General features: G+C 75.1%; 11 protein-coding genes. 3 read left to right on the forward strand and 8 right to left on the reverse strand.

Going from position 1 to position 14,411, the window contains the following annotated elements; translation table 11 throughout:
- Positions 1 to 112: 112 nt before the first annotated feature.
- The 4 genes from ACWEQL_RS08480 to ACWEQL_RS08495 form a co-directional block, all read right to left on the reverse strand.
- Positions 113 to 1,198 carry a C40 family peptidase gene (locus ACWEQL_RS08480; protein ID WP_452149426.1) on the reverse strand — a complete coding sequence of 362 codons (1,086 nt, stop codon included), beginning with the start codon at positions 1,196 to 1,198 and terminating at the stop codon, positions 113 to 115.
- 79 nt (positions 1,199 to 1,277) lie between these two features.
- On the reverse strand, positions 1,278 to 1,760 hold the full coding sequence (locus ACWEQL_RS08485) for a poly-gamma-glutamate biosynthesis protein PgsC/CapC (protein ID WP_452149427.1): 483 nt from the start codon (positions 1,758 to 1,760) through the stop codon (positions 1,278 to 1,280).
- A complete protein-coding gene (pgsB, locus tag ACWEQL_RS08490; RefSeq protein ID WP_452149428.1) occupies positions 1,757 to 3,322 on the reverse strand; it encodes a poly-gamma-glutamate synthase PgsB in 1,566 nt (521 codons plus the stop codon). The genes ACWEQL_RS08485 and pgsB overlap by 4 nt, the downstream gene beginning before the upstream one ends.
- Positions 3,323 to 3,343: 21 nt before the next feature.
- On the reverse strand, positions 3,344 to 5,755 hold the full coding sequence (locus ACWEQL_RS08495) for a HAMP domain-containing protein (RefSeq protein WP_452149429.1): 2,412 nt from the start codon (positions 5,753 to 5,755) through the stop codon (positions 3,344 to 3,346).
- A gap of 540 nt (positions 5,756 to 6,295) precedes the next feature.
- On the opposite strand from ACWEQL_RS08495, the gene ACWEQL_RS08500 reads away from it, so the two are divergent.
- On the forward strand, positions 6,296 to 7,297 hold the full coding sequence (locus tag ACWEQL_RS08500) for a hypothetical protein (protein WP_452149430.1): 1,002 nt from the start codon (positions 6,296 to 6,298) through the stop codon (positions 7,295 to 7,297).
- Positions 7,298 to 7,364: 67 nt separating this feature from the next.
- Here ACWEQL_RS08500 and ACWEQL_RS08505 read toward each other — a convergent pair whose 3' ends face one another.
- Complete coding sequence (locus ACWEQL_RS08505) at positions 7,365 to 7,859, reverse strand: MarR family winged helix-turn-helix transcriptional regulator (protein WP_452149431.1); 495 nt, start codon at positions 7,857 to 7,859, stop codon at positions 7,365 to 7,367.
- Positions 7,860 to 7,938: 79 nt separating this feature from the next.
- Here ACWEQL_RS08505 and ACWEQL_RS08510 point away from each other — a divergent pair, with 79 nt between their 5' ends.
- A complete protein-coding gene (locus ACWEQL_RS08510) occupies positions 7,939 to 8,580 on the forward strand; it encodes an MBL fold metallo-hydrolase (protein ID WP_452149432.1) in 642 nt (213 codons plus the stop codon).
- Positions 8,581 to 8,746: 166 nt separating this feature from the next.
- On the forward strand, positions 8,747 to 10,819 hold the full coding sequence (locus ACWEQL_RS08515) for a SpoIIE family protein phosphatase (RefSeq protein WP_452149433.1): 2,073 nt from the start codon (positions 8,747 to 8,749) through the stop codon (positions 10,817 to 10,819).
- A gap of 185 nt (positions 10,820 to 11,004) precedes the next feature.
- Here the strand turns inward: ACWEQL_RS08515 and ACWEQL_RS08520 are convergent, their stop codons facing one another.
- The 3 genes from ACWEQL_RS08520 to ACWEQL_RS08530 all read right to left on the reverse strand — a co-directional run bounded on the left by ACWEQL_RS08520 (position 11,005) and on the right by ACWEQL_RS08530 (position 14,306).
- On the reverse strand, positions 11,005 to 11,982 hold the full coding sequence (locus ACWEQL_RS08520) for an RNA polymerase sigma-70 factor (protein ID WP_452149434.1): 978 nt from the start codon (positions 11,980 to 11,982) through the stop codon (positions 11,005 to 11,007).
- Positions 11,979 to 13,157: an NAD(P)/FAD-dependent oxidoreductase gene (locus ACWEQL_RS08525; RefSeq protein ID WP_452149435.1), complete on the reverse strand. Its 1,179-nt coding sequence runs from the start codon at positions 13,155 to 13,157 to the stop codon at positions 11,979 to 11,981. The genes ACWEQL_RS08520 and ACWEQL_RS08525 overlap by 4 nt, the downstream gene beginning before the upstream one ends.
- 711 nt (positions 13,158 to 13,868) lie before the next feature.
- Positions 13,869 to 14,306 (reverse strand): glutaredoxin domain-containing protein, encoded by a 438-nt coding sequence (locus tag ACWEQL_RS08530; protein ID WP_452149436.1) that lies wholly within the window; start codon positions 14,304 to 14,306, stop codon positions 13,869 to 13,871.
- Positions 14,307 to 14,411 lie beyond the last annotated feature (105 nt).

Here is a 14,411-nt window from a genome sequence, read left to right on the forward strand (position 1 = left end):
TGTGTCACCCGCATCCTGCCGACCGGCACTGACAATCCACGGCACCCGGCCGTGTGGGGTGCGGCGGGGTGGGGTCGCCCTGGAGGTGGAGGGGGGCCGGGGCCGGTGGGGGTCAGAGGCGTTTGGCGCTGCGTAGGCCGCGGGCGTAGAAGCCGTTGTCGTCGAGGCGGGAGGTGCCGCCCTTGTCCCCGAAGGTGGGGCCGTCGGCCTCCTCCCGGCTGGAGACGTAGCGGGGGTGGCCGTCGGTGTCGAGGCCGAGGTAGATGCCGACGTGGTCGAGCCGGGTGCCGGTGCGGGCGTCGATCTCGAAGAAGACGAGGTCGCCGGGGAGCAGCGGGTCGGTGGAGGCGGGGCGCAGGGTGGTGTCGCTCCCGGGGGCGGTGGCCAGGGGCAGTACGGGGATCCCGGGGCCGAGGCGGGCCAGCCCGTTGGCGGTGCGCGGCAGTCCGGGGCCGGTCACGTCCTTGCTGAGCAGCGGGTAGCCGGTGCGGTAGCCGTACACCATGCGGACGAAGCCCGAGCAGTCGAACGCGCCGTAGCGTGCCCTGTCGGGCTTGCGGGTGACCTTGTCGGCGAAGGTGTACGGGGTGCCCAGGTAGTCGAGGAAGTCGGTTTCCTCCAGGCGCAGGTCGTTGCCGCTGGAGCCGTTGGGGTTGAGCGGGCCGAACGAGGCGTTGCCCTTGAACCGGATCCCCTTGGCGTCCTTGCCCTCCGGGGCCTCGGCCAGGTACTGGACGGCGACGGCGAGCACGTCGTCGGAGGTGGAGCCGAGCGACTGCCGGAACCAGGTGCGGAACCACTCCTGCGTCTCGGCGCCCGCCTTCCAGGGCTGCGGCATCAGGCGTACCCAGGTGTCGCCGACGACGGTGGCGCTGGTGGTGCCGGGTTCGGCGAAGGTGCGGCCGGGGCCGGTCAGGGCGGCCGTGCGGGCACCGTCGGTGAGGGTGGCGAGGACGGCGCCGCGGCCGTCCCGGACGACGGTGCGCGCGGGTGCGGTCAGCCTCTCGTAGCGGTACGACTCGGCGGCGCGGGCCGTCGGGCCGCCGGACGGTGCCGGGGCGGCCAGGGTGAGGACGGGGGCGCCGTCGGCCGCGGCCGGCTGCTCGCGCTCGCGCAGTTCCACGGTCAGGTAGGCGCTGGTGGCGAGCAGGGCCACGGCGAGGGAACCGCTGAGCAGGGACGAGCGGCGGGTCTTCATGCGGGTCCTCGTCGAGAGGGAGGGGCGGGCGGGGCGGCGGCGGGACGGCGGCGGCCGGTGGCGGGGCGGCGGGCGCGGGTCAGGCGCCGGGCAGGGCGCCGAGCAGCACGCCCGACGTCAGGACGACGTAGGTGGCCAGGGTGACGGTGCCGGTCGACATGAGGGTCGCGGCCCGCGGCTGGCGGACCATCTGGTAGGCGATCAGGCCGGGCACGATGAAGCCGAGCGTCTGGTTCGCGTACAGGGTGGGGAGTTCCTGGCGCAGCAGCAGGGTGACGGTCGCCTGGAGCAGCACGCCGATCAGGACGACGGCGGCGAACAGCCGCTTGCCGTAGAGGATCACGAGCTTCTGGACGAGTCGGGTGGCGAGGAAGGTGAGCACGGTGACACCGACCACGAGGGCCACGCGTTGGAGGTCCTCGATCAACGTGAGCGCCAGCCAGCCCGGGGTGATCATGCCGCCGGGCGAGAGGTTGGTGGTCAGGTAGCAGACGAGGGAGAAGACCAGGCCCAGCGCGATGCCTATCGCGGCGATGTCGGGGGTGAGCACGGTGGGGATCACGGCTGGTCTCCGTACGGGGAGTGCTGGGTGTGCTGGGAGCGCTGGGCGGACGGGTGGTACGGGTCGTCCCACGGCCGGGGGTGGGGCTCGGGCCGGCGTGCGCGGGGGCGGGCCGCGGCCGGCTCGAACCACGAGCCGGGCCGGGGCGTGTCCACGGGGAGGGGCTGCTCGGCACCGGGCTGCTCCGTGCCGGAGCCGTGCGGCGCACCGTACGGGGGCCGGGGTGCGGGCACGCCGGCCTCCGCGTGCCCGGTGAACCACCCGTCGGGCTCGGCGGGCGTTTCGCCGGGCGCTTCGTCGAGCGTTGCGGCGTGTGCGCGGTCCCGCTGCTCCGCGCGACGTTCCGCGTACGGCTGCGCGTTCCGCTCCGCGTGCGGGTCGGCGTCCGGGGCCAGGCGGGCGAGTTCATCGAGGAGGAGTTCGCCCTGGCCGTGGATGTTGCCGATGGCGATCAGCGAGGAGTCCGGGCCCAGCTCGGCCAGGAGGTCGGCGGTGAGGCGGGCCGGGTCGCGGCGGTCCCCGCCGAGGTCGACCACCCTGCCCTGCCAGTGGGAGGGGATGGCGTCGCGGGCGCTCTTGGTGGGGTGGCCGATGAGGAAGACCGTGTCGGGGTCGAGCTCGGGGACGATCTGGCCCATCTGGCCGTTGCGCTCGACCCGGTCCGGCCGGCAGTTGACGACCACGTGCAGCGGCCGGTGGACGGCGCCGACGGCCTCCAACTGGCGGACGTTCATCAGCGTCGACTCCGGGTCGTTGGCCGCGAAGACGTTGGCGAAGCGCAGCCGCTTGCCGTCGTCCGTGCGGTAGCGCTCGACGGAGAGCACGCCGGGGTCGGGCGGGGCCTGCCACATGCCCTGCAGGGCGGTCCGGCGGTCGATGCCGAGGAGTTCGGCGACGGCGAGCGCGATGGCCACGTTCTCCTTGAAGGTGAACCAGGAGAAGCCGCGCAGTTCCTCGTCGGTCACCGACTCCGGGTCGACGACGATCAGCTCGCAGTTCCGCCGGGCCGCCTCCTCGCGCAGGATGTGGGCGCGTTCCCGCTCGGCCGTCACGCAGACGCCGCCGACCGGCATGGAGCGGGAGAGCGAGCGGGCGACGTCGTCCAGGGTGGGGCCCATCTCGGCGAGGTGGTCCTCCCGGACGTTGCACAGGACGCCGACGGTGGAGCGGATGAGCTTGGTCTGGTTGACCTCCTGGAGCGCCGGCATGACGGCCATGCACTCGATGACCAGGGCGTCCGGCCGGTAGGCGGCGGCGCGGCGGACGATGCCGATCTGCTCGGCCACGTTGGCGATGCCGAACTTGCGGTACACCGGTTCCTCGGTGGCGTCCGGGTGGATGAACCGGGCGGCGGTGCCGGTGGTCTTGGCGACGGTCACCAGGCCGCCGCCGCGCAGCGCGCCGGCGCACAGGCGGGTGATCGAGCTCTTGCCGCGGATGCCGTTGACCAGCACCCGGGCGGGGATCTGGTCCAGCGAGGCGAAGTGGCGCCGCTGCTCGACGATGCCGGCGACCAGCAGGACGGCGCAGCACATCAGCAGCACGACGTAGAGGAAGAGCACGGGTCGGGTCCTTCGGCGGCGTCAGCGGGCGGTCGCGGCGGGCGGGCCGGAGGCGGCGGTGCGGTCCGGGGCGGGGACGGGCGGGTGCGGCCGGGAGGGGGTGTTCCGGGCGGCCTCTTCGAGGTCCTGGCGGATCAGTTCCAGGCTCCGGGCGACGGCGCCGACCTCGTCGTGGTGGACCGGGTGGAGCACGGTGCGCCGGTCGCCGGCGGCCAGGGCCTGCGCGGCGTCCGCGAGGCGGCGCAGCGGCAGGCCGACCACGATGAAGAGCCAGCCGAGGCAGAGGGTCGCGGCGGCGAGTCCGAGCATGCCGGAGAGCACGGCCCGGCGGTCGGCCCGGTTCTGGTCGAGGTCGAGCCAGGCCACGGGGTGGGCGGTCACCACCGACCAGCCCAGGTCCCGGACGCTGCCGCCGCCCCCGAGGGGCGCGGCGGCCAGCAGGACGGGGGCGCCGCCGGTGCGCACGACGTCGGCCGCGGGCTTCCGGCCGGCGTCGGCGGCCAGGTCCCGGGCGCGGGGCTCGGGCAGGTCGCCGAAGGAGCTGAAGGCCTCGTTGGCTCCGAGCAGGCGCCGGCGGTCGTCGACCAGCCAGACGCGTCCCAGGCCGGGGCGGTCGAGCAGCCCGTTGAGGAACTCGGTGCGGAGCTCGCCGATCACGACCGGGCCTGACGGTGTGCCCGTGCCGCCGCCGGTGGCGGGGGCCGGCGCCCCCACGGTCGGGGCGGCGGGGCTCGGGGAGGCGGGGCTCGGGGAGGCGGGGCTCGGGGAGGCGGGGCTCGGGGAGGCCGGGCCGCCGTCCGTACCCGTACCCGTCCCGGAGTCCGACCCGGCGTCGGCGTCGGCGCTCTCGCCGATCACGGCGCGGGCCGCGATCCTCGGCTCCTTGCCGGACCTGTTGAGCAGGAGCACGCCGCTCGGCCCGACGGCCTCGCGCCCGGTGCGGTACGGCTCGTCCCCGGCGAGCGCGACGACCTGTCCCCGGGTGTCGAGGACGTACAGGGACCGGTAGCGCCCGTGCTCCGCCAGGGCCGTCCGCAGCACCGACTCCGCCCGCTCCGGGGAGGGGTCGGCGAGTGCGCCGGCCAGGGCGGGGGCGAGGGAGCGCAGGTCGGCGCGGCCCTCGTTGAGGGCCTGCCGGACCCGGTCGGCGGTCGCCTCCGTGCGGGCTCCCTGGGCGGCCACCACCTGGTCGGGGACCCGGGCGGTGCCGTCGGCGCCGCCGAGGAACAGCAGCGGGCCGGACCATCCGAGGATCACGACGGCGCAGAACGCCAGGGGCAGCGCGATGCCCGGGCCCCGCCGCCGGCGGGCGGGCGTGGCGGGTGGTCCGGACGGGTCGAGCAGTTGGCGCCGCAACTCCTCCAGGGCGCGGGTGATGCGCCCCGCCTCACCGCGCCGGGGTCCGGTCACCGGTTCGTCCAGCTCTCCCCGGGTCAGCCGGCGGGCCGCCAGGTAGAGCCGCAGCAGTGGGCGCTGCACCGTGCGGCGCAGGAAGAGGAGCAGCAGCAGGGCGAGGGCCAGCAGCGCGCCGGCGGCCGCGAACCCCAGGGCCGGGTGGCGCAGCGTGCCGGGCGTGCCGTTCACGCCCGACGAGGAGACGACGGTGAGGCCGAGCCGGTTCGCCGGGTCGGCGGAGTCCGCGGAGGCCACGGCCGCGTAGCCGGCCAGCCGTCGCGCGCCCTTGTCGTCGGGCGGCCCGGCGAGGTCGCCGGAGACGGCCCGTCCGGGAGTCGGGCGCTGCCCGGCGGCGCGCTCGTGGGCGAGGGCCGTCACCCGCTTGTCCGGCTCGGCCGTCGGTGCGACGCCGACGCTGTCCAGTGCGGCGCCGGTGCGGTCGAGGACCTGGAGGGTCTGTCCCTTGCGCACGGCGGTGCCGGCCAGGCGCAGGCTGTCGGAGGCGATCAGCAGCGCCCGCCCGTCGGCGGCGGTCTCGACGAGCGCGAACGTGAGCAGCCGGGGTCCGGACGCGGAGGGGACCAGCAGCGGGGCGGGGGCGGTGTCGGTGACCTGCGTGAGGTCGAGGCCGGTCAGCGGAACGGTCTCGCCGCGGGTCGCGAGCAGTCGGCCGGTGCCCGGGTGGACGATCGCGACGCCGCGCCACTTCCGGTAGGCCGTGGTGAGCTCGGTCAGGACGGCGGCCGGTTCGGCGGGCGCGTGGTCGTGGCGGGCGGCGGCCCGTCGCAGGTCGGCGACGCCCTCGCGGACGCGGGCCCGCAGGGTGTCGGCGGTGTCCTCGGCGGCGTACCGGTGGGCCTCGCGGACGGTGCGCGGGGTGTCGTCCACCCGCAGGCCGCCGACGGCCAGGGCGGTCACGGCGGCGACCGCCACGAGCAGGACCAGCAGCAGCACGATCGGCGGGCGGATGCCGCCGAGCAGCGGCATGTCGGCACGACGCCTGGATCGGTGCTGTCGCGGGGCGCTCGGCGTGCTCACGGGCCCTTCTCGTCCTCGGGTACGGCGCAGGCGCCCCCGTCCCCTGCGTCTGATCACAAACCCGAGAAGCATATGAGGAGATTCGGCGGACCCTGACAATGTTCGATAACGAATGGGAGAAGATCGGAGCGTCCGCGGTCGATTCGGTGTATGAGAAGCCCCTGGTCATGCGGCATGACCTCGGGGTATCGGGGGCGATGGGCGACGTTATCCCCGGGGGATCAAAGCGGAGGTGTGAGACGCGACCTCGGGGGGGGATCGAGAGCGGCGCGAGGCACGATCCCGGGGGGGTGAACGGGCACGATAGGTTTCTCGACCATGGAGGTCAGGAAGACGCCGTTCGCCCCGCCGCCTCGCCGGCCGACGGCGGAACGGTCCGCGACGCAGTGCGCGACGGCGCGGCCGGGGACCGGGCGGCAGGACGACGCGGCATCCGGTGCGGGACGGGCGGCCGCCGGAGCGCCCGGCGCGGGCCTGCCCCGCCCCCTGCCCCGCCCCCTGCCCCGACCCGTACGACGGCCCGCACGACGTCGTACGGGCGTGGCCGCCGGGGCACCGGCCCTGCTGGCCGCCCTCGTGCTCGGACTCGCCCTCGCCGCGTGCGCCGCCACCCCCGCCCCTCCTCCCCCGTCACCGCCCGGCGCCGCGGGAACGGCCGCGGCGGGCGGTGACGCGCCGGCCTCCTCCGAGGGCTCCGGCCTCCCCCGCCCCTCGCGCACCGACCTGGCCGCCCGGGTGAACGCCTACACGGCCGGCTTCGGCGCCGGCTCCGACTACCGCGTGCCCGGCGCGGCGCAGCGCCGGGCGGTCGCGGACGGCGTCGCGCTGGCCGTCGAGGGCCGCGCGGAGCGGGCCGTGGCGGAGCTGGCCAAGGCCGGTTACCGGATGACCGAGCTCACCGACACCGCGACGGACCGACGGCTGGTCGAGATCGCCGACGCGGCCGAGGAGACCGAGGCGAAGCGCGGCTGGGGCCGCGTCTACGTCGACCTGTCGGCCCGCCCCTCGTGGTCCGTCCAGGTGCCCCACCCGGTCGCCGACAGTCGCACCGAGGCCCTGGGCGTCGATGTCTTCCGGGGGGCTCCCGGCGGGGTGCTGGTCGTCGCGGGGGCGCACCGCCGGGCCGACGAGGACGGGGCCTCCGACCCGGCCCATCGCACCGACACCGTCTTCTCCGCCGTGCTGGAGGCGCTGGCCGCCCACGGCCTGCCCGGCATCCAGGTGCACGGTTTCGACGAGGGCAGCCTCCCCGGCCAGGACGCCGTGGTCTCCACCGGCACCGCCGCCCCCGGCCCGGCCGCCGAGCGGGTCGCCGAGCGCCTCGGCGCCGCGGGCTGGACGGTCTGCCGCGCCTGGCAGGAGAAGTGCGGCCGGCTGGAGGGCGCCACCAACGTCGGCGGCCGCTTCGCCGCCGGCCTCGGCGTCCCGTGGCTCCACGTCGAACTGGCCAACCGCCTGCGCACCGAACCCGACCAGCGCGCCCGCGTCGCCGCCGCCCTCGCCGCCACCGCCCGCTCCTGGCCCGCCCGCCCCGCCGGCTGACCGCCCCGCTCCCGCCCGCCGTTCCGGCCCGCCCGGACCGGGCCTGCGGCATGCTCCGGGCGCGGCGTCACCAGGCCCCGGTGACGGGTCCGCGGTCGGCCCGGGGAGCCGTCCCGTCCCCGGCGACCGCCGCGGTGATCCTGTCGATGAGCATCAGGGCGCGGGCCAGTTCGCGCTGCTCACCGTCGTCGAGGGTGTCGGCGAGGGCCCGGGCGAGCACGCCGACGCGGTGCCGGCGGTCCTGCTCGATCGCGTCCTTCCCCTCGGCGGTCAGGGTGAGGACCTTCTTGCGCGCGTCGGACGGATCGTCGCGCGTCGCGAGGTAGCCGGCCCCGGTGAGCTCCTTGACGGTCGCGGCCATCGTCTGGTGCCGCACACCGCGGCTCGCCGCCAGCTCGGCGGTGGTCAGCGCGCCCCGGAGATCGAGCAGGTCCAGCACCGCGGAGGGGATGGGCGCGAGCCGGTCGGCCGAGCGGGTGGCACGGACCAGGGCCCCCACCGCGGCCCGCAGGTCGGCGGCGAGCTGGTCGGGCGCGGGTTCCTGGGCAGGCGAGTCGTTCATGGCGTCAGACTAGCAGAAATACAGGTGATACTGTACAGGTTGACCTGTATATCAATGTGCTGCGAGAGAGGGCCCGACCGTGCAGCTGACCAAGCACGCCCACGCCTGCGTCACCCTGGCCAAGGACGACGCCCGGATCGTCATCGACCCCGGGACGTTCACCCCCGACGCGGCCGACGCGGTCGCCGCCGCCACCGCTGTCCTGATCACCCACGAACACTTCGACCACTTCGACGACGAGCTGATCGCCCGGGCCCTGGAGAGCCGCCCCGAGCTGCGGGTGTTCGGACCGCCGACGGTGGTGGAACGCTGGTCGGCCCGCCGGGGCCAGGTCGGCGCGGTCAGGGCCGGCGACCGCCTCACCGTCGCCGGCTTCGACGTCGCGGTCTTCGGCGACCTGCACGCCGCGATCCACCGCGACATCCCCCGCGTGACGAACGTCGGCTACCTCGTCGACGGCCGCCTCTACCACCCCGGCGACGCCTACCACGTCCCGGACGCCGCCGTCGAGACGCTGCTGCTGCCCACCAGCGGGCCCTGGACCAATGTCGGCGAGGCGGCGGACTACGTCCGCGACGTCGCGCCGCGACGCCTGATCCAGATCCACGAGGTGATGCTCAGCCGGATCGGACAGGAGTCGGCGGCACGGTTCCTGAGCCCGCAGATGCTGAGCCCGGTGCCGTTGACGATCGTTCCGGTCGGAGAGGAGGTCACCGTCTGACGGCGGTGGCACGCTGGTGCCCGAAATGTCGCGTGCTGGACCATGAATCGGGGATCATGTTGACCATGACCGAGCGCGAGGCCGTCGGGTGCCGCTCTGCGCTGGACCGCCCGCAGGACAACCGGTCGCCCCGCCGGGAGGCGGGGACGACGGAGCGGTCCGGCCCGTGAGCCCGGCCGAGGAACCGGCGGAGGAACTGACGCTGGAGGCCCTGCTCAGCCAGTCGCCCCTGGGGCTGCACATCTTCGACGCCGACCTGCGGCTGGTGCGCATCAACCCGGCGACGGCGGCCATGCGGGGCCACGATGCCCGGGAACTGGTCGGTCTCCCGCTCCGGGACGCGTTCCCGCTGGACGATCCGGACGCGCTGGAAGCCCTGGCACGCTCCGTGCTCACGGACGGGCGGCCCGTGCTGGAGCGGCGCGCCCGGGCTTTCACCGACCCGCCCCCGGCGCCGGCGCGCACGTACTCGGTGTCGATGTTCCGTCTGCGCTCGCAGGCGGGGACGGTCCACGGGCTGGCCGTGATCGTGGTCGACGTGACGGAACTGGCGGTCGCCGAGGCGGGCTCCCGGGTGATGAACGCGATCCGGGCGCGGGTCGGCGCCTCGCTGGAGGCGGTCAACATCTGCCGCGAACTGGCCGATGTCCTCGCGGGCGCCATGGCCGACGCGGTGGTCGTGGAGGTCGTCGACGCGCTGATGACCGGCGACGACCCCCCGCTCTTCCCTCAGCCGCAGTTCGCGGCCCTGCACGGCGCGGCCGTGAAACGTCGCGGCACCGACCCCGCGAGCGGGCCGCTCGGATCCTCGCACGTGCCGGAGGCGACGTCGCCCTTCGGCCTGGCGCTGGCGCAGGGCAGACCGCTCACCGTCAGGCCGGAGGGCGACGAGGCCTGGCTGCGCACCACCGCCGACCACGCCGCGGCACTGCGCGGGGAGACGCCCGTCGCCGTCCTGGTGGCGCCCTTCATCCTGCGGGGCACGCTCCTCGGCCTGGTGACCCTGTACCGGTGGGAGGGCTCCCCCGCGTTCACCGGCGAGGACGCGGCACTGGCCGCGACGGTCGCGGACCACGTCGCCCTGTGCCTGGACAACTCGCGCAGGTACACCCGCGAGCACGCGGTCGCCGCCACGGTGCAGCGGAGGTTCCTGGCCCGCGCGCCGCAGTCCGCCGCCGGTCTGGAGATCGTCCAGGGGCACCTGCCGACCCACCGGGCCAGCGGCGGCTGGTACGACGTCATCCCCATGCCGGGGGCCCGTACCGCGCTCGTCATCGGCGAGGTCGACGGCTCCGGGATCCACACCGCCGCGACCATGGGCCAGCTGCGCACCGCCCTGCGCTGCCTGGCCTCCCTCGACCTCGAACCCGACGAGCTGCTGGCCCGCCTGGACGAGACCACGCGGCAACTGGCGGCGGAACGCCGCGCGCTGCCCGCGGCCGACCCGCTGCGGGAACAGGCGCTGACGGCGAGCTGCCTGTGCGCGGTCTACGACCCGGCCTCCGGCACTCTCACCGCCGCCCGCGCCGGCGGCCCGGGCCTGGTCCTCGTCTCCCCCGACGGCGCCCTCGCCCACGTGGACCTCCCGGACGGACCCACCCTGGGCACCTCCGAAACCGCCCCCTTCGCCGCGACCCGGATGTCCGTCCCCGACGGCACGGTCCTGGCGCTCACCACACCGGCCCTGTACGCCGACCTCGGCGCCCAGGGCCTGCACGCCCACCTCGCCCCCACCGACCGCTCACTGCGCGAGCGGTGCGACCAGCTCCTCCTCTCGTCGGGGCACGCCGGGCAGGCGGGAGCGGTGATCCTGCTCCTGGGCCGGACCGCCGGACTGGACCGCGACGCCACCGTGGACTGGGTCCTGGACGCCGACGAGCGGGCCCCCGCCCAGGCCCGGTCGCTCGTACGGGAGCAACTGGGACGCTGGGGACTGCCCGACGAGGCCGTGTACGCCGCCGAGCTCGTGGTGAGCGAGCTGGTGACCAACGTGGTCCGCTACGGCGATCCGCCGTGCCGCCTGCGCCTGATCCACGCGGACCGCCTGAGTGTCGAGGTCAGCGACGGCGAGGCCTCCAGTCCCCACCTGCGCCATGCCCGGACCACGGACGAGGGCGGCCGCGGGCTCTACATCGTGTCGCAACTCGCGGACCGCTGGGGCGTCCGGTTCGCCTCCACGGGCAAGACGGTCTGGGTCGAACAGACCGCCGGGACGGAACAGCCCGGGCCCTGGCAGTAGAGCGGTGATCCCGGCACCGGGACGGAACGCCCCGGCGGGTCCAGGGGGGTGTCGTCGGACCCGGTCGACCGGTCACACCGCTGACGGACGATCCGAAGTCGCTGGACCTCACGAAGTTCTGACGACTCCACCCGCAGGCCGCCCGGGCTCCCGGGCCCCGTCGGTGTCGCCGTGGCTCGGCCGTTTCAGGGACGTGTCAGGCCGTTGCCGGGGGTCAGGCCGCTGAGCTTGTCGGGGTTGACCTGGAAGCGCAGGTTCTGGAGGCGGCCGTCGGCCAGGTCGAAGGAGAGGGCGCCGACGGCGTGCCCGCCGAGGGTGGCCAGGATGCCGAGTTCCCCGTTGATGACGGCCGGTTCCATGGTCAGGGCGGCCAGTTCGGGCTTGGCCAGGAAGCCCAGGAGCCAGCGTGCGACGTGGTCGGTGCCGTGGAGCGGGCGACGGGCCGCGGTGATCCTGCCGCCGCCGTCGGACCAGGCGGTGACGTCGGGGGCGAGCAGTTCCATCACGGCGTTCAGGTCGCCGCCCGCGCAGGCCCGGAGGAACCGGGTGGTGATCCGGCGGCGCCGGTCGGGGTCGGCGTCGAAACGGGGGCGGCGGGCCTGGACGTGCGCGCGGGCCCGGTGGGCGATCTGGCGGACCGTCGGCTCGGGACGCTCCAGGGTCTCGGCGATCTCGGCGTGCGAGTAGCCGAAGACCTCGCGGAGCAGGAAGACGGCGCGCTCGACGGGGCTGAGGGTTTCCAGCACGACCAGCATGGCGGTGGAGACGGACTCGGCCAACTCGGCCTCCGAGGCGATGTCCGGGGACGTCAGCAGGGGTTCGGGCAGCCACGGGCCGACGTAGCTCTCGCGGGCGGCCCGTGCGCAGGTGAGACGGTTCAGGGCGAGGTTGGTCACCGTACGGACCAGGTAGGCCCTGGGGTGGTGGATCGCGTCGCGGTCCGCGGTGCTCCAGCTCAGCCAGGCGTCCTGGAGGACGTCCTCGGCGTCGGTGACGCTGCCCAGCATGCGGTAGGCGGTGGCGAAGAGCAGCCGGCGGTGTTCGAGGTACGGATCCTGCCCGGCGCCGGCGTCGGGCGCCGGATCGTCGTGCCCCGACGGCGGGGAAGCGGCGGGGGTGGCGGCCACGGCGGGGGTGGCGGCGGGAGCCGGTGTGCCCGTCATGCCGCGGGCCTGCGGGTGGCGCGGCCGCCCTTGGAGACGATGGTGGTGACGTTCATGCGCTTGCTGAACCGGTAGGTCATCAGGGGGCTGGCGCTGACCAGTTCCTTGTACACGACGGCGCTTCGGCCGGTGAGGCACGTACGGCGGGGGGTGTCGTCGGCCCTGGTGAACTGGATGACGGCGTCACGGCGCCCGAGGCTGACCGGCTGGTGGTAGTAGCCGAAGCGGAAGGGCTTGACGGCCTTGCCGCGCACGAGCTTCGCGATGGCGTCGGCGGTGTACTGGGCGGTGGGCAGGCCGCTCTGGCAGGTGCCGTGGAGCTGTCCGAAGGCCAGGCGGACGGCGGCGGCGTCGCCGATGGCGTGGATCCGGGGGTGGGACACCGACCGCAGGGTGGCGTCGACCAGGATCAGACCGCGCTCGTCGGTGGCGATGCGGGCGTCGGCGGCGAGCGGCGCCACCTTGACGCCGGCGGTCCACAGGCAGGCGTCGGAGCGGATGATCCGGCCGTCGGCCAGCTCGACGGCGTCGGGCAGCACCGCACCGACCCGGGCGCCGGTGGCCACGGTGACGCCGAGGCGCTCCAGCACGCGGCGGAGGTGGGCGCGGGCCCTGTCCCCCATCATGCCGCCGGGCTCGTCCGGGCTGACCAGCGTGACGCGCAGACCCGGGTGGCTCTCGGCGATCTCGGTGGCCGCCTCGATACCGGTCAGCCCACCGCCGCAGACGGTGACCGTGCCGCCGGCCCCGTCGATCTCGGCGAGCCGCGCGGCGAAACGGCCCGCGATCTGCGGGCTGTCGAGGGTGAACGCATGGGCCTCGGCGCCGGGAACGCCGGCGATGTCGGTCGAGCTGCCCAGCGCGTAGACGAGGGTGTCGTACGTGAGGGTCCCGGCGCCGTCGACGGTGACCTGCCGCGCCTGCGGGTCGATCGCGGCGGCGGAGCCCTGCACGAAGGCGACGCCGGTCCCGGCGAGCAGGTCGGGGATGCGGCGGTCGGCCAGCTCCTGTCCGGCGGCGATCTGGTGCATCCGCAACCGCTCGACGAACCGGCTCGACGGGTTGACCAGGGTGATCCGCGCATCCGTCCGGCGCGTACGGCGCGCCAGACGGATGGCGCAGAGCATGCCGGTGTAGCCGGCACCGAGGATGACGATGCGGTGGCCGTTGGTCATTTCCATCTCCCTGGGGCGGGCACCGGCTCTCGGTGCCGGTGACGCCCATGGGACAAGTGACCGCCGGCAGACGTGACACACCGTGGATGTGAACCACGTCACACCAGGGCCGGCCTCGCGGACCCGGGCCCCGGCCGCCGCCCACCTGGCCGGACAGGCCCGGGCGCCGTTGGAGCCGCGGCGAAGTGCGCGGTCAGGTCGGCGGTGGTGCCGGAGTCGTCCGCACGGCGGATCGCCCGGATCGTCCGGAGCGGCGCGTCGGGGCGCACCGCGGAAGGACGCGGCCGTCGTCGGCGGCGGGGCCGCACGCGCACCGGTGACGCGCTGCGCACTCCCTGAACATCACCGTGAATTCATCTTTCACGGGTACTGCGACGACCGTTCCCGGGTATGAGCGAGTCAGGCTGACGGAGCCGACGTCGCCGTCGGAGCCAGTCGTCATCGGGTCCCGGACGAGACCGTCCGGGACTATCCGAACGCGGGGCGGCCCTCCGGCGGGCACGGGCCGCCGAGGATCGTCCGGGCCACGAGGCCGGACCGCCGGCCGCGCGGACGCCGCCGGCGGTCGTTCAGACGTCACCGGCGGTCGCGCGGACGTCGCCGTCCGTACCGTACGCGTCCCCCGCCGTTTCGGCCCGGGCGGGACCGCGGGCCACCCCGACTCGAGGACCGTGGCGCGAACGGCCCGCCCCTCCGTAGGGCGCGTGCTGATCACGCGGGAGGGAGGAGCTGTTCGCGCACCCATCGGGGATCGGGGTTGGTGTGGGGCCGGCCTGCCACGACCACGGTCGGCACGGTCTCGTTGCCGTCGTTGGCCGCCCTCACCGCTGCGGCTCCTGCCGGGTCGCGCCAGATGTCGACCCAGTGCAGCCGGCGGGCGTCGCGGCCCAGCCGGATGCGCAGTCGTATGCAGTACTTGCAGCCCGGCCGCCAGAAGACGACCGGCCGGCCGTCGACCGCGCTGCGGCGTTGCGCCTCCTGCGCACCGACCGACCTCGGGAAGATCAGGGGTGAGTTCACGCCGGCGAGCGCCAGGAACGCCGGCAGGAGTACCGCGGCCGTGCCGGGGCTCCCCTTGAGGATCTGCCCGGCCGCGACGGCCGAGCCGCTGAGCACGAGCACCATCGGCAGGATCCAAGCACGCGTCATGAGTGGACGTTATGTCCGTTTCTGGTAGCGGCCTCGTCCGGGTTGGGTGAGGAAGCCTTGGCGGGTGAGGCGTCCGAGGCGGCTGCGGGTGATGTTGACGGACGC

It is taken from the genome of Kitasatospora sp. NPDC004240, from assembly GCF_053603215.1.